This window comes from Pandoraea sp. XY-2, from assembly GCF_004193915.1.
GTDB lineage: Bacteria > Pseudomonadota > Gammaproteobacteria > Burkholderiales > Burkholderiaceae > Pandoraea > Pandoraea cepalis.
Map to the genome: position 1 here is coordinate 247,583 of NZ_CP030849.1, position 20,278 is coordinate 267,860.

General features: G+C 65.0%; 15 protein-coding genes and 2 pseudogenes. 15 read left to right on the forward strand and 2 right to left on the reverse strand.

The window, feature by feature from the left end; translation table 11 throughout:
* Positions 1–23 precede the first annotated feature (23 nt).
* The 13 genes and pseudogenes from gatA to DRB87_RS01080 all read left to right on the forward strand — a co-directional run bounded on the left by gatA (position 24) and on the right by DRB87_RS01080 (position 13,704).
* Complete coding sequence (gene gatA / locus DRB87_RS01020) at positions 24–1,514, forward strand: Asp-tRNA(Asn)/Glu-tRNA(Gln) amidotransferase subunit GatA (protein ID WP_130024535.1); 1,491 nt, start codon at positions 24–26, stop codon at positions 1,512–1,514.
* An 89-nt stretch (positions 1,515–1,603) separates the two neighbouring features.
* Positions 1,604–2,020, forward strand: coding sequence for a hypothetical protein (locus DRB87_RS01025; protein WP_240756352.1), 417 nt, complete (start codon positions 1,604–1,606; stop codon positions 2,018–2,020).
* Positions 2,021–2,147: 127 nt separating this feature from the next.
* Positions 2,148–3,614: pseudogene (gene gatB / locus DRB87_RS01030) on the forward strand (Asp-tRNA(Asn)/Glu-tRNA(Gln) amidotransferase subunit GatB); the annotation flags it as partial.
* 131 nt (positions 3,615–3,745) lie between these two features.
* The gene (locus DRB87_RS01035) at positions 3,746–4,552 is read left to right on the forward strand and encodes a polyphosphate kinase 2 family protein (RefSeq protein WP_130027649.1); all 807 of its coding nucleotides are present in this window, start codon (positions 3,746–3,748) and stop codon (positions 4,550–4,552) included.
* Between the two features lie 490 nt (positions 4,553–5,042).
* A complete protein-coding gene (locus DRB87_RS01040) occupies positions 5,043–5,690 on the forward strand; it encodes a type 4 pilus major pilin (RefSeq protein WP_165385218.1) in 648 nt (215 codons plus the stop codon).
* Positions 5,691–5,745: 55 nt separating this feature from the next.
* Positions 5,746–5,976, forward strand: a complete 231-nt coding sequence (locus DRB87_RS01045; RefSeq protein WP_130024538.1) for a hypothetical protein — start codon at positions 5,746–5,748, stop codon at positions 5,974–5,976.
* Positions 5,973–6,323: a toxin co-regulated pilus biosynthesis Q family protein gene (locus DRB87_RS01050; protein ID WP_130024539.1), complete on the forward strand. Its 351-nt coding sequence runs from the start codon at positions 5,973–5,975 to the stop codon at positions 6,321–6,323. The genes DRB87_RS01045 and DRB87_RS01050 overlap by 4 nt, the downstream gene beginning before the upstream one ends.
* A 50-nt stretch (positions 6,324–6,373) precedes the next feature.
* Positions 6,374–8,167 carry a secretin N-terminal domain-containing protein gene (locus DRB87_RS01055; RefSeq protein WP_130024540.1) on the forward strand — a complete coding sequence of 598 codons (1,794 nt, stop codon included), beginning with the start codon at positions 6,374–6,376 and terminating at the stop codon, positions 8,165–8,167.
* 1 nt (position 8,168) lies between these two features.
* Positions 8,169–9,524 (forward strand): type 4b pilus protein PilO2, encoded by a 1,356-nt coding sequence (gene pilO2 / locus DRB87_RS01060; protein ID WP_130024541.1) that lies wholly within the window; start codon positions 8,169–8,171, stop codon positions 9,522–9,524.
* Positions 9,514–9,975: a hypothetical protein gene (locus DRB87_RS01065; RefSeq protein ID WP_130024542.1), complete on the forward strand. Its 462-nt coding sequence runs from the start codon at positions 9,514–9,516 to the stop codon at positions 9,973–9,975. The genes pilO2 and DRB87_RS01065 overlap by 11 nt, the downstream gene beginning before the upstream one ends.
* On the forward strand, positions 9,959–11,677 hold the full coding sequence (locus DRB87_RS01070; RefSeq protein ID WP_165385219.1) for a GspE/PulE family protein: 1,719 nt from the start codon (positions 9,959–9,961) through the stop codon (positions 11,675–11,677). The genes DRB87_RS01065 and DRB87_RS01070 overlap by 17 nt, the downstream gene beginning before the upstream one ends.
* 36 nt (positions 11,678–11,713) lie before the next feature.
* Positions 11,714–12,811 (forward strand): type II secretion system F family protein, encoded by a 1,098-nt coding sequence (locus DRB87_RS01075; protein WP_130024544.1) that lies wholly within the window; start codon positions 11,714–11,716, stop codon positions 12,809–12,811.
* Positions 12,811–13,704 (forward strand): A24 family peptidase, encoded by an 894-nt coding sequence (locus DRB87_RS01080; RefSeq protein WP_240756132.1) that lies wholly within the window; start codon positions 12,811–12,813, stop codon positions 13,702–13,704. Before DRB87_RS01075 ends, DRB87_RS01080 begins: the two co-directional genes overlap by 1 nt.
* On the opposite strand, the gene DRB87_RS01085 is transcribed toward DRB87_RS01080, so the two are convergent.
* Positions 13,630–15,354, reverse strand: coding sequence for a GMC family oxidoreductase (locus DRB87_RS01085; protein WP_130024545.1), 1,725 nt, complete (start codon positions 15,352–15,354; stop codon positions 13,630–13,632). The genes DRB87_RS01080 and DRB87_RS01085 overlap by 75 nt on opposite strands.
* 288 nt (positions 15,355–15,642) lie before the next feature.
* On the opposite strand from DRB87_RS01085, the pseudogene DRB87_RS01090 reads away from it, so the two are divergent.
* Positions 15,643–17,306, forward strand: a pseudogene (locus tag DRB87_RS01090) (isovaleryl-CoA dehydrogenase).
* Positions 17,307–17,377: 71 nt separating this feature from the next.
* Positions 17,378–18,856, forward strand: a complete 1,479-nt coding sequence (locus DRB87_RS01095; protein WP_130024546.1) for a coniferyl aldehyde dehydrogenase — start codon at positions 17,378–17,380, stop codon at positions 18,854–18,856.
* 129 nt (positions 18,857–18,985) lie between these two features.
* Here DRB87_RS01095 and metK read toward each other — a convergent pair whose 3' ends face one another.
* The gene (gene metK, locus DRB87_RS01100; protein ID WP_017235129.1) at positions 18,986–20,164 is read right to left on the reverse strand and encodes a methionine adenosyltransferase; all 1,179 of its coding nucleotides are present in this window, start codon (positions 20,162–20,164) and stop codon (positions 18,986–18,988) included.
* Positions 20,165–20,278 lie beyond the last annotated feature (114 nt).

Below are 20,278 nucleotides of genomic sequence, written 5' to 3' on the forward strand. Positions count from 1 at the left end.
CGCTATAACGCACAGCCGCCACCATGGAACAAGATCTGATTCATTTGCAGGATTTGCGCGCCGCGCTCGACGCCAAGCGCGTCTCGAGCGTCGAGCTGACGCAGCACTATCTGGACCGCATTGCCGGGGCCGCCGATCTGAACGCGTTCGTGCACGTCGACGCCGAAGCGAGCCTCGCGCAAGCCCGTGCCGCCGACGCGCGCATCGCCGCAGGCGAGGGCGCGAACCGGCCGTTGCTGGGCATTCCCGTCGCGCACAAGGACGTATTCGTCACGCGCGGCTGGCGCAGCACCGCTGGCTCTCGCATGCTCGAGAACTACGTCAGTCCGTACGACGCCGCCGTCGTCGAGCGTCTGGCGCACGCGGGCATGGTCACGCTGGGCAAGACCAATATGGACGAGTTCGCCATGGGCTCGTCGAACGAAAACTCGTATTACGGCCCGGTGAAGAACCCGTGGGACACGCGCGCCGTGCCCGGCGGTTCGTCGGGCGGGTCGGCTGCCGCGGTGGCCGCGCGTCTCGCGCCGGTCGCCACCGGGACCGACACCGGTGGCTCGATCCGTCAGCCGGCGGCGTTCTGCGGCGTGACCGGCATCAAGCCGACGTATGGCCGCGTGTCGCGTTACGGCATGATCGCGTTCGCTTCGTCGCTCGACCAGGGCGGCCCGTTCGGTCATAGCGCGGCGGATTGCGCATGGATGCTCAACGGCATGGCGGGTTTCGACGAACGTGACTCGACCAGCCTGGAGCGCGCCGACGAAGACTTCTCGCGCGGTCTGGGCAAGCCGCTCGACGGCGCAACGTCCGACAAGCCGTTGGCCGGTCTGCGCATCGGCTTGCCGGCCGAGTACTTCGGTGAAGGCCTCGACGCCGACGTGCGCGAAGCCATCGACAACGCGTTGCGTGAGTTCGAGACGCTTGGCGCCGTGCGCGTGCCGGTGTCGCTGCCGAAGACCGAACTGTCGATTCCCGTGTACTACGTGTTGGCACCGGCCGAAGCCTCGTCGAACCTGTCGCGTTTCGACGGCGTGCGGTACGGTCACCGCGCGGCCGAGTACCGCGATCTGCTCGACATGTACAAGAAGTCGCGTGCCGAAGGCTTCGGCACCGAAGTCAAACGCCGCATTCTGGTGGGCGCGTACGTGCTCTCGCACGGCTACTACGACGCTTACTACCTGCAGGCGCAGAAGATTCGCCGTTTGATCGCGCAGGACTTCCAGAATGCGTTCGCGCAGTGCGACGTCATCATGGGGCCGGTGGCGCCGTCCGTCGCATGGAACCTCGGCGAGAAGAGCGCCGATCCGGTGCAGATGTACCTGGCGGACATCTACACGCTGTCGGTCAGCCTGGCTGGTTTGCCGGGGATGAGCCTGCCGGTCGGCGCGGGGCGCGATGCGCGTCCGGTCGGCCTGCAACTGATCGGCAACTACTTCGACGAAGCCCGCCTGCTGCAAGTGGCCGACGCGTTCCAGCGCGCGACCGACTGGCACACGCGCGCTCCGGCAGGCGTCTGATCGTGCGCCGCCAGCGCTTGACCACGTCGCTCGCACCGCAGGGGGCGCGCACCGCCGCATGGGCATTGAAGGGGCTGGCGCTCGCCGGCATGGTGCTCACGCTCGCGTCGTGCAGCTTGCCGATCGGGCGTCCGACGCCGATCGCCTACCGCGAGATCAATCTGTCGGGCTATTGCTCGCAGACGGACGAAGATGGCTTTCGCGAACAGGCAACGCTCAAGGTGGCGTCCAATCAGGTGCAGTCGCTCGACTGGCGCCTGTGGGTCGGCCAGCGGGGCAGCTGCCACTTCAATCTGGCGGATTTCCACCAGACGCAGTGGCGCCCGAGCATCGAACTGCGGGCGAACAGCGGAAGCTGCAAGCTGCTGATCTGGCAGGATCCAGGCAACGTGACCATCGGCCATGCCAACTGCGAGGCGTATTGCACGCCAGGCATTTACCAGAACGCCTGGCCGGTGAGTTTCGATCCGCGCTCGGGGATTTGCGCGGCGGATACTCGCCGGTAGACGCGAACCAGCGCCAGCCAGCATCGGCGAACAGGAACAGAGGCCGGAGCGTCACCGTCGCGGCGACGACCGGCGGCAAGGGCAGGGCGAATGCGCCATGCCGACAAGTTGAGACAGGGTGAACCTTATGCAATGGGAAGTCGTTATTGGTCTGGAGACGCACACACAGCTCTCCACCGCTTCCAAGATTTTCTCGGGCGCATCGACGCAGTTCGGCGCGGCCCCCAACACGCAGGCCTGTCCCGTGGATCTGGCGCTGCCGGGCGTGTTGCCGGTGCTCAATCGCGGGGCTGTCGAGCGCGCGATCGAATTCGGCCTGGCCATTGGGGCGACGATTGCGCCGCGCAGCATCTTCGCGCGCAAGAATTACTTCTACCCCGACCTGCCGAAGGGCTATCAGATCAGTCAGTATGAAATCCCGGTGGTGCAGGGCGGCTCGTTGAAGATCCAGGTCGAGGCGGATGCCCGCACCGGTCGCGAAGCCTATGAAAAAGTCGTGACGCTCACGCGTGCGCATCTTGAGGAAGACGCGGGCAAGTCGCTGCACGAAGACTTCGCCGGCATGACCGGCATCGACCTGAACCGCGCCGGCACGCCGCTGCTCGAAATTGTGACCGAGCCCGACATGCGCAGCGCGGCCGAGGCCGTGGCGTACGCGAAGGCGTTGCACGGACTCGTGGTGTGGCTCGGCATTTGCGACGGCAACATGCAGGAAGGCTCTTTCCGCTGCGACGCCAACGTCTCTGTGCGTCCCGTCGGTCAGAAGGCATTCGGCACGCGTGCTGAAATCAAGAACCTGAACTCGTTCCGCTTCCTCGAAGAGGCGATTCAGTACGAAGTGCGCCGTCAGATCGAATTGATCGAAGACGGCGGCACGGTGGTGCAGGAAACGCGTCTGTACGATCCGGACAAGAAGGAAACGCGTTCGATGCGCAGCAAGGAAGACGCGCACGACTATCGCTACTTCCCGGATCCGGATCTGCTGCCGCTCGTGATCGATAACGAATGGATCGAGCGCGTGCGCGCCGGGTTGCCCGAGCTGCCCGCCGGCATGCAGGCGCGCTTCGTCGAGTCGTACGGCTTGTCCGACTACGACGCCGCTGTGCTCACCCAATCGAAAGCGCAAGCGTCATACTTCGAAGCCGTGGTCGCGAAGACGGGCAAGGCGAGTGCCAAGCCGGCCGCGAACTGGATCATGGGCGAGTTGTCGTCCCTGCTGAACCGCGAAGACATCGGCATCGACCAAAGCCCGGTCTCGAGCGCGCAGCTCGCGGGTCTGCTCGCTCGCATCGCCGACAACACGATCTCCAACAAGATCGCCAAGGAAGTCTTCCAGTTGATGTGGGAGGAGCGCGCCACCGATGAGGGCGCGGCGGATCGCCTCATCGAAGCGAAGGGGCTGAAGCAGATCACCGACACGGGCGCGATCGAGAAGATCATCGACGAGGTGCTGGCCGCCAACGCCAAGTCCGTCGAAGAGTTCCGCGCGGGCAAGGAGAAGGCGTTCAACGCCTTGGTCGGTCAGGCGATGAAGGCCACCAAGGGCAAGGCCAATCCGGCGCAGGTCAACGCGTTGCTCAAGAAGAAGCTCGGGCCTGACGCGGGAGAACCCGCTGCCAACGCGGCGGCGAGAATCCCTCAGGCAACAAGCGCGGTGGCCCGTTCGGCGCCGCGCTTTTGTTTTTGCGCGATACTAGCCCGCAGGCTTGTCACGAGGAGTTGGCGATGTTCGAGAAATACCGCGTACCGCTCGGCAAGAAGCTCGACCTGTCGGATTACGATCCGGCCGATACGCCATTCAGCGGCGAGAGCAAGGGCGACGACAAGGCGCGCATGGCCGAGCTGGCGCTCAAGCTCGACGAGTTGCAGACGCTTCTGCACGCCAACAGCCGGCAACGTGTCCTGCTCGTGTTGCAGGGCATGGACACCAGCGGCAAGGACAGCACCATTCGCGCGGTGTTCCAGAACGTCGATCCGCTCGGCATTCGCGTGGCGAATTTCAAGTCGCCCACGCCCACGGAACTGGCGCGCGACTTTCTGTGGCGTGTCCATAGCGTCGTGCCCGGGGCGGGCGAGTTGGTCATCTTCAATCGCAGCCATTACGAAGACGTGCTCATCACGCGCGTGCACGACTGGATCGACGCCGACGAGTGCAAGCGACGCTACACGCACATCAACAACTTCGAGCGTCTGCTGGCCGACAACCACACGCGCATCGTCAAGTGCTTCCTGTATATCTCGTCCGACGAGCAGCGCAAACGCTTGCAGGAGCGCATCGACGATCCGAACAAGCACTGGAAGTTCGAACTGAACGATCTCAAGGAGCGCAGCTTCTGGCCGCATTACACCAAGGCTTACGAGGCGGCGCTATCCGCCACGTCGACGGAACACGCGCCTTGGTACGTCGTGCCGTCCGACGCTAAACGTCACCGCAACCTGATGGTGGCTGAGTTGCTGGTGCAGGCGCTGACCGATCTGAATCTGTCCTACCCGCCCGCACGACCGGAACTCGCGGGCATGAAGGTGGAATGACTGCGGTGCGCTGACGCGTCCGGCGTCGTGTTTTCGGCGGCGGGCGGCGCAAATCCGCGGTGCGTCCGGTCTTCCACGCCGCGTGGCGTTACCGTCCCGATCTGCGTACGCACGCGTGCCACGCGCCTTGTGAAACCGCTGAATGATGACGTCGGCGCGCGACGTTGGGAATACTCTTGTTGCGGTTGGGCCGATTCTGACGGCCACGACAACCCCTGGTGCGACACTCGTTCGCGTCGATCCTTGCCCCTCCTTGCTCTGAACTTCCTCCAGGACGCTTGTTCGCCGTTTGGCGAGAGACAGCGTCTTATCGAAATTGGCACGCAGATGGGTGCTTTCCTGCCCCCGGAATTGTCAATTTGCGAAAAATTCGGATAACACGCGATAACGCGGTGCCGAGTGTTCAGGCATAAATCGCCCCTGTCGCAGCGCACGGATGTCACCGCAAAGGCGCGCGGCTTTTCCAATCGATTTGCTCAGGAAGAGGGGTATGGACATGCAAGTGAACGAGGGCGCACTCGTGCAAATGAAAAACAAGATGAAGGGTCGATGGATCAAGCGCGGCCAGCGCGGTGTGACGCTGGTCGAGTTGTCCGTCGCCGTCGCGGTCATGGGGCTGATCATGGCTGGGGCGATGGTGGGTGTGCCCAGGCTGATGAACTCCGTGCGCGTGAACCAGGAGATCAAGGACTGGCAGATGGCCGTGGTGTCGATTCAAAACGCCGTGCTTTCCGGGCAACTGACGGCCAAGACGAGCCCGCAAGATATGGACAAGATGGGTCTGTTCGGCTCGATTACCCCGTCTCCGGCAGGCACGGTCGGCGAATATCTGAACCGCTTCGGCGGAACGTTGAAAATGGCACCCATCACGACCAAGATCAACGATGGGCCGAATTTCGGGGTTCAGGTGACGTCGGAGGATGTGCCCAGCGATCAATGTCAGAAGTTCATGACGACGCTGCACTCGAACTTCACGACAGTCACCGTGAACGGTACGAATCTCAAGAATTTGAAAAAGCCCTTCGAGATGGGCAACCTGGCGGTGGCGTGCCAATCCTCGAATATGTCGGGGGACGACGCGGGCCAGAAGAACGACCTGACCAAGGCGAAGCTCGAGTTCACCATCAGCGGCTCCTGATCTCATGATCGAACCCCGTCCGGTATTTCGGCATTGAATTCGACGTGAGGAAAACATGCACATCAAAAGCGTGCTGACCGCTGCCGTCGCGACAACCGTCTGGTCGAGTACGGTTGTCGCTGTCGAGAGGTCTCGAGAGGCGTCTCGATCGTCCGATCTGCAGATCGCGTTCGCCAGTCACAAACCGTTGATGTCCGGCAGGGCGGCGGCAGTATCGCCGCCACCGCCGCTCGCGAGCGCGCTGGACACGGCATCGTCGAACGATGCGCTGCCGGAGGGGGCTTGACGTCCGCATTGCCCACATTGCCCCTGTCGTCCGTATCGCCGTCGCCGGCCATCGCCGCGTCGGAACCGCTTGCGCAGGTCGAAGTGCGCGAACTTCTCGAACTGCTCATGTCGCCGGGCGACGGCCGCGTCTCTGTGGCGCTTCAGCGTTACCTGGAGGCGCACGGCTGGCAACTCGCCTGGGAGATCGATCGCGACTTCCCCATCGAGTATCCCGCCACCTTCACGGGCGACTTCCTGGGCATCGTCGAGCAGATCGTGGTTTCGTTGCAGAACACCGATGCCCCCATTCGCGTGAAAGTCTACGAGGCCAACCGCGTGCTGCGCGTCGTTCACGCCACTCAATAACAAGCGTTGCGCTCCCCCCGGCGCAGCCTTCATCACGGAAGCGGTAATCCATGAGTAAGCGACTTGGCGTGTTGTGCGCCACTACGTTCCTGACGGCGTGCGGCACGCCCGGCATGCTCTCCAAGACCGACGCCAACGTTTCGCAGGTGCTGACGAACGCGCAATCGGCGTTCGACACGCATGCGGCGGTCCCGATTCGCGCCATCGAGCACGTGGAGGGGGCGTGGCTGGCCAAGCGTTCCGTCCCGATCAACGCCTCGATAGCGTTACCGGACTTCTTCAAGCGCAACGTGCGCTTCGCGACCGGCGCGCCATTGCCGATGTCGGTCGTGCTGGCCCAGGTGGCACGCGGCAACGGCTTGACCATTCGCCTGGCCTCGGACGTGTCGTGCGCCGCGGGTGGCGGGAGTGGCGCAGGTAGCGGCGGGGGCGGCCCGCGTGCCGCGAACCGTGGCAGCAACGGCGGCAGCCCGGCCAACCTCTTCCAGCTCAATTGCGCCGACACGGGCGAGCCGACGGTGCCGCTGCAATACGCCGGCACGCTGTCGGGACTGTTGGACACCATTGCGTTTCGAACCGGCACGCACTGGACCTACCGCGACGGCGTGGTTCATTTCGCACGGTATGTCACGCGGACTTTCCAGATCAAGATGATGCCCGGCAGTTCGTCGTATCGGGCGTCGGTGGGCAAGGCGTCGCAAATGCAGGCCAGTCGCGGTGCCTCGGGCGGTGGCGGGGCGGGCGGCTCGGCGGGCGGCGTCGATCTGAGCTTCAATGCCGACGCGAAGGTCAGCGTGGAGTCCGAACTCGATTACTGGACGGATCTCGTCAAGACGGTGAGCGACATGCTCTCGGAGGGCGGACGTGTCACGCCTTCCGTCGTGACGAGTTCGCTGGTCGTGAGCGACTCGGCCGACGTCATCGAACGCGTGGCGAGCTATATCGACGCGGAGAACGCGGTGCTCGGCCGTCAGGTCAAGCTGCGCGTGCAGGTGTACTCGGTCTCGCTCGAGGAGAATTCGGCCACGGGCGTCGACTGGGATCTGGTGTATCAGGCGGCGAGCGGCATCACGCTGGGCCTGGCGGGCCCAGCAGCCGGCGGCTCGCTCATGTCGCGCAAGGGTGGGATGCAGCTCAGAACGATCGATACCGGGCGATTCAAGGGGTCCAACGCCTTCATCCGCGCGCTCAGCCAGCAGGGGCGCGTGAGTACGGTGATCGACACCACGGTCGTCACGCTGAACAATCAGCCGGCGCCGGTCGCCGTCACTCAAAATCAGGGCTTCGTCGCGCAAACGAAGATGACACCCGGCAATTACGGCGGACAAGCCGTCGTGACCGCCGAACAGTCGGTGCTGACCACGGGCTTCGTGATGAATCTGCTGCCCACGCTCATGGATAACCGAAGCGTGATGTTGCAGGTTCAGATCGACATGTCCGACCTCAGGAAGCTCGACAAGATCAACCTGCGCACGGGCAAGGAAACGCCGAGCGGCAGCAACGCGGGCGCCGGAGAGGGCTCAGGCACGGACGTGAGCGCGAAAATCGGAACCGATGGCGTGCAGGTGGGCATTGGCGGCCAGGGCGAGGGCGGTCGCGGGAGCGGCGACGACGGTCTCGGCGTGGGCACCTTTATGCAGTTGCCGATCACGGCGTCGATCCAGACCATGCAGCGGGCATCGCTCAAGTCGGGCGATACGCTGGTGCTCAGCGGCTTTCGCCGCAAGGACGATTCGACCGATCGCGACGGCATCTTCAATTACGAAGGCGGCACGAAGGAGGCGCGTCAGCAGGTCAAGGAAGTCGTCATCCTGATTTCGCCGGAACTGACCGAGGGCGTGTGACATGACGCGCATATTGTCCAACCATCTCGTCGTCGGTGGGCAGTGGGAGACGTTGATCGGCTTGCAAAAGGAAGCCACGGAGATCCGTGGGCTTGCCAGAAGCCGGGATGCATCGCACTTCGCCGTGGCCGACGACGGCGCCGGTACGCGCACCGTGGGCCTGTTTTCAACGGACCCGGTCATCAAGGGGCAAGGCACGCCGGAGCGATACGCGCTGGGCGCCGTGCTCGGTGCGATGGTCGATGCGCCGAATGTCGCGTTTCTGCATCCCGACCCCGACAACGCCGCGGCAACGCTCCTCATCACGCTGCGCGAGCACCGTCCGGAACTGGATCTGGTGGTGCCAGCGTCCGACGTGCGCGCGCGGCTGGAACAATGGGCCGCAGAGATCGACGGCGAGATCACGATTGCCGGTGTGGCGCCCCTGAGTTTCGGCGTTGCCGACGTGGCGCTCACGCTCGAGGACATCGCGAAGCAGGTCGATCAGGAACCGTCGCGCGAGGCGTGTCTGCAGGCGGTGCGCAAGCCCCTGCCGGCACGGCAACTGAAAATCGCGGCCATCGCACTCGTCACGCTCTGTCTCGTCGGTGGCGCCGGGGCGTGGGGGTGGTCCTGGTATGACGACATGCAGCAGGCGAAGCGCGCGGCGGCCAATCGGGTCGATCCGGTCGATGTCTACAAGCAGGCGCTTGCGCGCGCCATCGACGCAGAGCCGTTCGCGGCCGGGGCGTCGTATGCGCGTCGACTGCAATACACGATTCAGGCCCTGCCGGCGAACGCGGGCGGATGGCGTCCCGCCGCCATTTCGTGCAACACGCAGGACTGTGAGATTCAGTGGCAACGCCAGGAGGGCGGCACATTCGATCTGCTCCTCTCGCAACGTCCGAACGCGCAGATCGTCGATCTCGACCACGCGACGGAGTCCATGACGCCCGTCGACGCCGTCCCGCCGGTGTCGAAGTCCGCCGTCGCTGCGACGGCCAAGGCTGTCGCGCAAACGCCTGCCGACGACGAAGACGATCCTGACGACGGCGATGCGCGTGTGACGCCTGTGCCGCGCACGCAATTCCTGCGCACGGCGGGTGCCCGTCTGCAATCGCTCGGGGACTACGGCATGGACATCTCGCTCTCGATGCCTCAGCCGCTCGTCAACGTGCCGCCGGAGGTCGCGGGACGCAGCGATGTGCCGCCGCCGATCGCCAAGGGCGAGTGGAAGATGGCCGGGCACCTGGCGTTCGTCGATTCCGTGGCCGGTCTGATGATGCGCGCCGGCAACATGTCGTTGCACGAGTTGACGATCGTGATCGACGACACCAAACCCGTCTTCTCCGCTCAAGGAACCTACTATGTCCACTAAGCTTCGCTTGACCGCTGGGGTCGCGACGGCCGCGATGCTGTCGTTGCCGATGTCGATCGTGCCCGCGCGTGCCGCCGAGACCATCGACACCTTTGCGCGCGCCCACCTCAAGTCGTCGCAGGAAGCCGCGGACGCCCAGGGCGAGGCAAAAGGGGCCGAGCGTCCGCCCACGAGCGGTGGGGCGCCCGACGTGCCGCCAGAGCTGCTCTTCATTCACGGCGTCGACGAGACCACGGTGGCCTATTTGCGCGTCGATGGCCGCTTCGGCTACAACGTGAGCAACGGCGACCGGTTCGGCGACTGGCGGGTGGTGAAGATCGGCAGCGACTTCGTCGACGTGGCGCGAGGCGGCAAGCCGCGTCGCCTGCTGTTGCCCAATGCGATGGGCCCGGCACCCACGAACAACGCCAGACAGGGCTCACCGGGGCGACGCGATGGCAACGATTTCTGACCGTTTCCAAGCCGCGTTCTCGCGCGTCAACGCGCGTGGCGGCGCTGTCGCACGACCGATTGCCGACCTTCGCCTGGAAGACATCCAAACGCAGGGCTGGCGTCAGGATCTCGGCATCACCCTGGCGGGCGCCGAAAACGGGTCGTTGGTGCTCGTGGCCATCAAGCCGCGCCTGTTCCTGGTGTTGCTCGAGCACACGACGTTCGTTCGCATGCAGGGCTCGGATCTGCTCTCGCGTTTCGAGCAGGCGGTGCGGGCGACGCACCGGCTCGATCTCGAAGGTGTCTATGTCGGCACGACCGAAGAGATCCTGCTCATGCAGTCGCGTCTGCAACAGAACGGCGATGACGGCGCACGCACCGAGGAGCAGCGCACCGGCGCCTACCGGAATTTCGATCTGATCATCGAGCGCGCCATTGACGCTCGGGCGTCCGACATCCATTTCGAGTTTCGCGAGGGCCGGCATGTGCGCGTGCGCATGCGCATTCACGGCAAGTTGCGCGCCACCAGCGAGGTCGATCGCCTGTCGCGCGACTACCATGCGATGCTCGACGCGGTCTCGGCGGCCTACAACTCGCGCGCCGACCCCAGCAGCCGCAGCCACAATCACTTCGACGAGGACCAGCATCAGAGTTGCTCGATTCCCTTGAACCTGCGCAATCGCAAGTATCAGCTGCGCCTGCAGAGCATCAAGGAAAATCGCGGCGTCGATGTCGTGCTGCGCCTGCTCGTCAACGAGGCCGTCGACGACGATGTCATGTCGCTCGCCGAACTCGGCTATTCGGACGACCAGGTCGAAGTGCTGGAGAACGCGGTGTATCGCAGCCCGGGGCTGACAATCATCGCGGGCGAGACGGGCTCGGGAAAGTCGACGACCTTGCGCACCATGATGATGTACGAGCGCGACGCCGGTAAGAAATTCTTCTCCATCGAAGATCCGGTCGAGTACATCCAGCCGCATGTGACGCAGATCCCGATTCAGCGGCGTGCCGAAGACGGTCACGGCGAATCGGCCTTCGGCGCGGCAGCGAAAGTGCTGCTGCGCGGCGATCCGGACAAGCTCATGCCCGGCGAGATCCGCGACGTGGAGACCGGCTCGTTCGCGAAATCGATGACCGAGACGGGGCACCAGGTGCTCTCGACCGTGCACGCGTCGAGCGCCTTCGGCATTATTCCGCGCCTGATCAGCGACGAGATCGGCATGCCCGTCTCCGCCGTGACCTCCCCCAATTTTCTTACCGCGATGGTGTACCAGAAGCTGATTCCGGTGCTGTGCGATCACTGCAAGTTGCCGGCTATCGGCAAGCTTGACGAGATGACGTTGAGCGTGATCGGTGGCCTCGGCATCGACACGGCGCGTGTCTGTGTGGCGGGGCCGGGGTGCGCGCAATGCAAGGGCCGGGGCACGGCCGGGCAGACAGTCGTGGCGGAGGTGTGCGAATTGACCGAGGAATTGCTCGACCTGTTGCGGCAATCGAAATTCTGGGAAGCGCAGCGGCACTGGCGCGCGTACCACGACGGCGATCTCACGAGCCCCGTCATGTGCGGCAAGTCGGCGATGGAGCATGCGATCTACAAGATGGCGCAGGGCCGCATCGATCCGCAGGACATCGAGGCGGCGTTCTACAAGCTCAAGAAGTTCCAGTTATGGAAGGGCGGCTCCACGTCGCCGCAGCCGCCGCGCCGACTCGCGAGTGTGTGAGCCGTTGTCACGAAACTGGTTTGAAACGCCCTTCAAATGCCTATGCTCGAAGCCGTCAAACATCTGCTAGCCAAGCTATCGCCCGCGCGCGATCCGTATCCGGGACTGAGCCGGGCGAAACGTCATTTTCGCAAGATGCGCGCGAAGTTCTACAGCGACTTCGCCGACGCTATCGAGGACGGTGCCAATCCGTTCGAACTGTTCTCCCGCCGGTATGCGCGCGCCAAGGAGCGGCGCAATCCGATGGCGCCGCTCTATGCCATCTGGCGCGACCGCGCCAGCTCGAAGAACCTGCGCAAGTCGTGGCAGGGCACGATTCCCGACGAAGACCTGATCGTGATTTCCGCCGGCGAAAAGGGGGATCTTGCCGGCACGCTGCGCTTTCTGGCGCGTGTGGTCACCTTGCAGCAGCAAACCCGCGCGGCGATCGCCGGGGCCGTGGTGCTGCCGATCTTCATGTCGGTGCTGCTCGCCGCGATCCAGTTGGGCGTGGCCTACGGCATGATGCCGATCATGACCGAGATCATGCCGCCGGAGCGGTTTCCGCTCGTGGGCAAGGGGCTGTATGTGTTGTCGGGCTTCGTGGCGAATTGGTGGCCGTTGCTCTATGGCGTGCCGCTTGCGGTCGTGGTGGCGATCTCGCTGTCGCTGAGTCGATGGGCGGGCCCGCTGCGTCGACGCGCCGACCGTTTCGGCCCGTACGCCGTGTATCGCGATGTGCGGGCGGGCGAGTTCCTTGTGGCGCTCGCTGCACTGACGGGGGCGAAGACGTCGGTGTTCGACGCCGTCTCGCTGTTGCTCGTGGGCGCGTCGCCCTGGATGCGCTCGCACCTGCTGCGCATGCGCGCGTCGCTCAAGAGCGAGCGAAGTCTGGTCAAGGCGATGGACACCGGCATCTTCAACGAGGAGGTCTTCGATCGTCTGGTCGAATACGCGGGACGCACCAACTTCGATGCCGGCATTCGCAAGATCGGCCTGATGACCATCGAGGAAGTCGCGGAGCGCGTCAAGGCGCGTTCCGCTGCGCTACGCTCGGTGCTGATGGCGTTGGTCGGTCTGACGATCATCTTCACCGTGGGCGGCATGTTGCAGATCGGTCACGCGGCGGGTGAGTACGCGGAGTCGATGTTCTGATGATGGCGTTGCTCATCGATAACGTTGGGAATGACTTTCGGGCACTGCCGCGCGAAGCGGTGGTGGTGGCGATGGCGATGCTGGGGCTGCTCGTCGGGAGCTTTCTGAACGTCGTCGTCTCCCGTCTGCCGCGCATGCTGGAGCGACAATGGGCGCAGGAGGCCGCGACGTGGGCGGGCGAGTTGCCGCCGGTCACGCCCACGTTCAACCTCGCGTGGCCGCCGTCGCGCTGCCCGCATTGCGAGACTCGCATCGCAGCGCGTCACAATGTCCCGGTGCTCAGCTACGTCTTCCTGCGCGGCCGGTGCGCGCATTGCCGCGACCGCATTTCCCCGCGCTACCCGCTCGTTGAACTGGCCGTGGGTGTCATGTTCGCGACGCTCGCCTGGACGTTCGCACCGTCGACGCAGTACGTCGCGATGCTGGCATGGTGCGGTTTCGGCGCGACGTTGCTCGCGCTTTCGCTGATCGACATCGACACGCGACTGTTGCCCGATGCGCTCACGTTGCCGCTGCTGTGGGCCGGTTTGCTGGGCAGCGTTGCGGGCCTGACATTACCCATCGACGACGCCGTGCTTGGCGCTGCGTTGGGGTATGGCGTCATTGCGGCGATGGGGGGCGCGTATCGGGCGCTGACCGGTGTCGACGGACTCGGCGGCGGCGACGCCAAGCTCGTCGCCGCGTGCGGCGCGTGGCTGGGCTGGATCGGCACGCCGCTGATGCTCGCGTTCGGCGCGGTGGCGGCCACGCTCGCTTTCGCCGGCCTCGGCGCGTGGCGCGGCCGCGCGTTGCGCGAGCCGCTGCCGTTCGGTCCTTGGCTATGCTTGGGTGCGGTGGCGAGCCGGCTGTGGGGCGAGCCTTTCCTGGATCTGTGGCTGCGCCCGGGCGGCTAACGTCGCTGGTGCTTGCGGTGCGGTGTCGACGGATGCCGATCCAACGCGCTGCGTCAATCGACCCCCGCCGGACAACATCAGGTCCGCGGCCTTTTCGCCGATCATCATCGACGGGGCGTTGGTGTTGCCGCCGATGAGCGTGGGCATGATCGACGCATCGACCACGCGCAAACCTTCCACGCCGCGAACCCTCAGTTCCGGATCGACGACCGACGCCGCATCGCTGCCCATCCGGCACGTGCCGACCGGGTGGTAGATGGTGTCGGCGCGCGCACGGATCAGCGCGGTGAGTGCTTCGTCCGACTCGATGCCCCGGCTGTGCAGCTCCTCGCCACCGAACTGTGCGAGCGACGGCGCTGCGAGAATCCGGCGAATCACGCGCACCCCGCGCAGCAACGTGTCGACGTCCTCCTGCGCTTGCAGAAAAGCCGGGTCGATCCGCGGCGCGTCGCGCATGTCGGCGCTGGCAAGCGTCACGCGCCCGCGGCTTTTCGGATGCAGTACGCAGGCATGCAACGACAGGCCTCGGCGCAGATGCAGACGACGATTGTGGTCGTCGCAGATGCCCACGAGGAAGTGCATCTGCAAATCGGGGCGTGCCAGCGACGGATCGCTCCTGAGGAAGCCGCCGGCTTCGGCCACGTTGCTGGCGAACAGGCCGCGCCGCTCGCGAAGATAGTCCAGCCCTTGCGTGAGCAGATGCCACAATCCCGCGGGCGTGTAGCCGACCAGATCGCGATGCGCCACGTATTTGTTGATGATGAAGTCGATGTGATCCTGCAGGTTCTCTCCGACACCCGGGGCATCGACGTGCACCTCCACGCCATGCGAGCGCAAGTGTTCGGCGGGACCGATCCCGGAGCACATCAGCAACTGCGGCGAATTGAACGCTCCGGCGCTCAGCACGACTTCAGCGCGTGCACGCAGCGTCTCCAGCGCGCCGCGCCGTTGCACTTTGACGCCGGTCGCGCGCTTGCCATCGAAGACAACGCGCTGCACCAGCGCGTCGGTGATGACATGCAGATTCGCGCGTGATTTTCCTTGCAGATAGGCGCGCGCGGCGTTCCAGCGCTGCCCGTCTTTTTGCGTCACCTGATAGATGCCCGCGCCTTCGTAGTGCGGACCGTTGAAGTCGTCGCTCACGGGAAACCCGGCTTCGCGCGCCGCGTCGACATAGTGTTGCGAGAACGGATTGACCGTGCGCAGATCGGCAACGTTGAGCGGGCCGCCGGTACCGTGCCAGGCGTCTGCACCGCGTTCGTTGTTCTCGTTGCGACGGAAGTACGGCAGCACGTCGTCCCATCCCCAGCCGGTGCAGCCGGCCTGCGCCCATGCGTTGTAATCGTCCGGGTGACCGCGCGTGTAGATCATCGCGTTGATCGAACTCGAGCCGCCCAGGCCACGTCCGCGCGGCTGATAGCCCTGACGTCCGGCCAGCCCCGCCTGTGGCGTCGTGCGATAGCCATAGTTGCGCCGCGATCGGAACGGCACCAATGCGGCGAGACCGAGCGGCAACCGTACGAGAAAGCTGTTGTCGGGCGGACCCGCTTCGATCAGCGCGATCGTGCTGCCCGGCGCACCGTCGGCCAATCGCGCCGCCAAGGCACAACCGGCGGAGCCGCCGCCGACAATGATGTAGTCGTAGTCCATGCTGTCATCCTCCCTTGGATGGGCACTGCATCTACTGCTTTTTTTGACGTCTTGTACGCTGCATTTTGCTTGTCGTTCTGTGCGCGATTGTCTCGTGTCTGGCTGCGCGCGGTGCCGCTTCATGGGCGACGCCTCGAAGCGGCACTCATTGTAAGCAGACAATCCCTGCGCCCGGGGGGATGTGAAGCAATCCTCTAATTTATGGGAGCGCGCGGACCTAGCCGCTATGATGAAAGGATCCCCATGGCGTGACCGTCACATACGGCAATTGGGCATACGGAGACACGGATGACGCAAGCCTGGCAGACCCACGACATCACCAATCAGGTGCCGCCGCTTACCGACTACAACCTTTACGCCACCGACGCCGCATTGCAAGCCGCAGTGGCGGCGTTCGGCGCGGGGTGGCATGCGACAACGCTGCATCGCCAGGGCGCTCGCCTGGGCGAAGCCGAGGTGCAGGCGTGGGCGGAGGCGGCCAATCGTCACGCGCCGGAACTGCAATCGTTCGATTCGCAAGGCAATCGCATCGATCACGTCGAGTTTCATCCGTCGTGGCATGCGCTCATGGGCTTGTTGCGGGGGCCGAACTGCAGTCGTTGCCGTGGGCGCATCCGCGCGACGGTGCGATGACGGCGCGCACGGCGGCCTATTTCCTGCACGCGCAGAACGAGGCCGGTGCGTTGTGCCCCACGACGATGACGTTCGCGAGCATTCCGGTGCTCGCCAAGGAGCCCACGCGCTTCGCGTCGATCAAGGACAAGTTGCTCGCGCCACAGCACGACCCGCGCGACGTGCCGCTGGCGCAGAAGCACGCCATTCTCATCGGCATGGGGATGACGGAGAAACAAGGCGGCTCCGACGTGCGCACCAACACCACCACGGCCACCGATTGCGGGGACGGCACGTTCTCGCTCGTCGGGCACAAATGGTTCTTCTCCGCGCCGCAGTGCGACGCGCATCTGGTGCTCGCACGCGACGCCGACAGCGATGCGTTGTCCTGCTTCTTCGTGCCGCGCTACGCGCCGGACGGGCGCAAGAACGGTGTGCAAGTGCAACGTCTCAAGGACAAGCTCGGCAATCGCTCCAACGCGAGCAGTGAAGTCGAGTTGCAGGGCGCGTATGGCACACGCGTCGGCGCGCCGGGGCGTGGAATTCCCACGATCATCGAGATGGCGACGTATACGCGGCTCGACTGCGTGATCGGCAGCGCGGCAATGATGCGCGCGGGGGTCGTGCAGGCGATTCATCACGCGCGCCATCGCTCGGCGTTCGGGGCGAAGCTCGTCGATCAGGATCTGATGACGACGGTGCTCGCGGATCTGGCGCTGGAGTCGGAAGCGGCAACGTGGCTGGCCATGCGGCTGGCACAGGCGTTCGACGCGGGCGTGTCCGACAACGATTCGCCGCACGAGCGGGCGTGGCGCCGCATCGTGCTGCCTGCCGCGAAGTTCTGGGTATGCAAGCGCGCGCTCGAACTCGCGGGCGAGTGCATGGAGGTGTGGGGCGGAAACGGCTACGTCGAGACCGGCCCGCTGGCGCGGCTGTATCGCGAGGCGCCCGTCAATTCGATATGGGAAGGCTCGGGCAACGTGATGTGTCTCGATGTGTTGCGCGCCATGAGCCGTGAGCCTGACGTCGCACAGCACTGGTTCCGATGGGTCGGCGAGCGCACGGGATCGCATGCGCCGCTGCGCGCGGCGTTGGCGCAGTTGCACGGTTGGCTGGCGGCCGATCCGGCAACGCACGCGACTCGCGCGCGTGCGATTGCACAGCAGGTGGTACTGCTGGCACAGGCGGCGTTGTTGCTCGAACACGCGCCGGCCGAGTTGGCGCATGGCTTCATCGAGAGCCGATTCTCGAACGCGGGCGGGCGGGTGTACGGCGTGATGCCGGACACGCTCGCGGTGGCAGTGCAACGCGCCTGGCTCGACCGGGCTTTTCTCGCATAACGGATAACAATATATCGATGGCGTTGGGCGGCCCCTACGGGGGCCACCTGCGACCTCAGGGAGGAGAAGGCATGGGATACCAACATGAATTGAACGGGTTGCATGAGGCGACACCGTTGTCGGCACCGGATACCTCGACCGACGACGACATCGCCCGCGCGTCGCTATTGCCGCGCTTCGACGCGATGCGCCGCGCGCACGACGCCGCACCGCACGTCGAATGGCCGACACGCAAGCGTCACCTGAAAGCGCTGCAAGCGATGCTTCACAAGCATCGCGAAGCGTTCGCGGGCGCCATCGACGCGGATTTCGGCGGCCGCTCGGCGCAGGAAACGGACATGCTCGAACTGTTCCCGTCGCACGGCAACCTGAAGCATGCGCTCGCGCACACGCGCCACTGGATGCGTGGGTCGCGCGGCTGGGCAAACCTGTGGATGCTGCCTGCGCGACGCGCCGTCGTGCCGCAGCCGCTCGGCGTCGTCGGTGTGATTGTGCCGTGGAATTACCCGTTGTTTCTGGCCGTCGGTCCGCTCACCGACGCCTTGGCCGCCGGCAATCGGGTGATGATCAAGGTCTCCGAGGTCACGCCGCGCTTCGCGGATGCGTTTGCGGCCGCCGTGGCCGAGACGTTCCCGCCGGAGTGGGTCACGGTCGTGACGGGTGACGCACAGGTCGCGCGCGCGTTCTCGACGCTGGCGTTCGACCATTTGCTGTTCACTGGTGCGACGTCGATCGGCCATCATGTGATGCGAGCGGCCAGCGAACACCTCACGCCGGTGACGCTCGAACTCGGTGGCAAGTCGCCGGCCATCATCGGGCCGGGTGCGCGATGGGAGCACGCGGTGGAGCGCATCATGCTCGGCAAGCTGGTCAACGCGGGTCAGACCTGTGTGGCGCCCGACTATGTGCTCGTGCCGCGCGACAAGCTCGACGCCTTCGTTGCCACGGCGCGGCAGGTGGCGGCGCGCTTGTATCCCGACGCCGTGAACAATCCGCAATACACGAGCATCGTGTCGTCTCGGCACTTCGAGCGGTTGTCCGGGCTTGCCGCCGAGGCGGCGGCGCAGGGCGCCACGTCGCATGCGCTGTTCGATACCCCGGCGCAGGCGGCGCGCAGGCGTCTGCCGCCCGTGGTGCTTACCGGTGTTCATGACGGCATGCGCGTGATGCGCGAGGAGATCTTCGGGCCGCTGTTGCCGGTGGTGCCCTACGATGACCTGGACGCCGCCATCGCCTATGTCAATGAGCGTGCGCGTCCACTCGCGCTGTATGTGTTCGATACCGACAATACGCGCATTGGCCGTGTCGTCGACGGCACGATTTCCGGCGGCGTGACGATCAACGACACGCTGCTGCACGTTGCGGAGCATGCGCTGCCGTTCGGCGGCGTGGGACCGTCGGGCATGGGGGGGTACCACGGCGAGGCGGGCTTCCGGACGTTCTCCAAGGAGAAGCCGATCTTCCGGCAGGCGCGCTGGAACGGCGCCGGCCTGCTCAATCCACCGTATGGCAAGGTGTTCGCCACGATGATCCGGCAATTGATGCGCTGACCTCTGAGCTCTGACGTCGGGCATCCGACGTCGCGATAAAACAAAACCCCCGCCGGTTCAGTCCCGAGCGGGGGTTTTGTTGGGCGTTCGCCGGTCGAGACCGGCGGGCACCACGAGAGCGATGTCGGATCAGGCCACCGCGCGCAGGCCGGCGTCGGCCAGCAGGATGTCGGCGCGGTCGGTCGCTTCCCACGAGAATTCCGGCTCTTCACGGCCGAAGTGCCCGTAGGCGGCGGTCTTCTCGTAGATCGGGCGCAGCAGGTCGAGCATCTGGATGATGCCCTTCGGACGCAGGTCGAAGTGCTTCTCGACCAACTCGGCGATACGCTGATCGCTGATCTTGCCCGTGCCGAACGTGTTGACCATGACCGACGTCGGTCGCGCCACGCCGATGGCGTACGAAACCTGGATCACGCACTTCGAGGCAAGGCCGGCGGCCACGATGTTCTTCGCGACATAACGGCCCGCGTAGGCGGCCGAGCGATCGACCTTCGACGGATCCTTGCCCGAGAACGCGCCACCGCCGTGCGGTGCGGCACCGCCGTATGTGTCGACGATGATCTTGCGGCCCGTGAGGCCGGCGTCGCCCTGCGGGCCACCGATCACGAAACGACCGGTCGGGTTCACCAGGAACTTGATGTCGCCCTTGATCAGGTCGGCCGGCAGCACCGGCTTGATGACTTCTTCGATGACGGCTTCGCGCAGGGCTTCCAGCGCGATGTCCGGATGGTGCTGCGTCGAGAGCACGACGGTATCGATGCTGTGCGGACGGCCGTTTTCGTACTTGATGGTGACTTGCGACTTGGCATCCGGGCGCAGCCAGGGCAGACGACCGTCACGGCGCACTTGCGACTGGCGCTCGACCAGGCGGTGCGACAGATAGATCGGCAGCGGCATGAGTTCCGGTGTTTCGTCGCAAGCGTAGCCGAACATCAGGCCCTGGTCGCCGGCGCCCTGATCGAGGTTGTCGTCATGCGCACGGTCCACGCCCTGGGCGATGTCCGGCGACTGGCGGTCGTAGGCGACCAGCACCGCGCAACCCTTGTAGTCGATACCGTAGTCGGTGTTGTCGTAGCCGATGCGACGGATGGTCTCGCGCGCGACTTGCTGATAGTCGACCGTGGCGGTCGTGGTGATTTCACCCGCGAGCACGACGAGACCCGTGTTGCACAGCGTTTCTGCGGCAACGCGCGCGTACTTGTCTTGCTTCAGGATGGCGTCGAGCACGGCATCCGAAATCTGGTCGGCGACCTTGTCGGGGTGACCTTCGGAGACCGATTCGGAAGTAAAGAGATAATCGTTCGCCACTTCTGGCTCCTCTAAACGAATTTGGCGACTCACGTTGCCGTCATCGGAGGGGAAGCGGCGACGCTTTAGCGGAAAATTGGTCGAATGCGCTGCCTCGATAGGGTGGCACATTCG

Bases quoted from the DNA above. Each gene is read 5' to 3' on its own strand.
- gatA (WP_130024535.1), top strand. From the start codon at position 24: ATGGAACAAGATCTGATTCATTTGCAGGATTTGCGCGCCGCGCTCGAC.
- DRB87_RS01025 (WP_240756352.1), top strand. From the start codon at position 1,604: ATGGTGCTCACGCTCGCGTCGTGCAGCTTGCCGATCGGGCGTCCGACG.
- DRB87_RS01035 (WP_130027649.1), top strand. From the start codon at position 3,746: ATGTTCGAGAAATACCGCGTACCGCTCGGCAAGAAGCTCGACCTGTCG.
- DRB87_RS01040 (WP_165385218.1), top strand. From the start codon at position 5,043: ATGGACATGCAAGTGAACGAGGGCGCACTCGTGCAAATGAAAAACAAG.
- DRB87_RS01045 (WP_130024538.1), top strand. From the start codon at position 5,746: ATGCACATCAAAAGCGTGCTGACCGCTGCCGTCGCGACAACCGTCTGG.
- DRB87_RS01055 (WP_130024540.1), top strand. From the start codon at position 6,374: ATGAGTAAGCGACTTGGCGTGTTGTGCGCCACTACGTTCCTGACGGCG.
- pilO2 (WP_130024541.1), top strand. From the start codon at position 8,169: ATGACGCGCATATTGTCCAACCATCTCGTCGTCGGTGGGCAGTGGGAG.
- DRB87_RS01065 (WP_130024542.1), top strand. From the start codon at position 9,514: ATGTCCACTAAGCTTCGCTTGACCGCTGGGGTCGCGACGGCCGCGATG.
- DRB87_RS01070 (WP_165385219.1), top strand. From the start codon at position 9,959: ATGGCAACGATTTCTGACCGTTTCCAAGCCGCGTTCTCGCGCGTCAAC.
- DRB87_RS01075 (WP_130024544.1), top strand. From the start codon at position 11,714: ATGCCTATGCTCGAAGCCGTCAAACATCTGCTAGCCAAGCTATCGCCC.
- DRB87_RS01080 (WP_240756132.1), top strand. From the start codon at position 12,811: ATGATGGCGTTGCTCATCGATAACGTTGGGAATGACTTTCGGGCACTG.
- DRB87_RS01085 (WP_130024545.1), bottom strand. From the start codon at position 15,354: ATGGACTACGACTACATCATTGTCGGCGGCGGCTCCGCCGGTTGTGCC.
- DRB87_RS01095 (WP_130024546.1), top strand. From the start codon at position 17,378: ATGGGATACCAACATGAATTGAACGGGTTGCATGAGGCGACACCGTTG.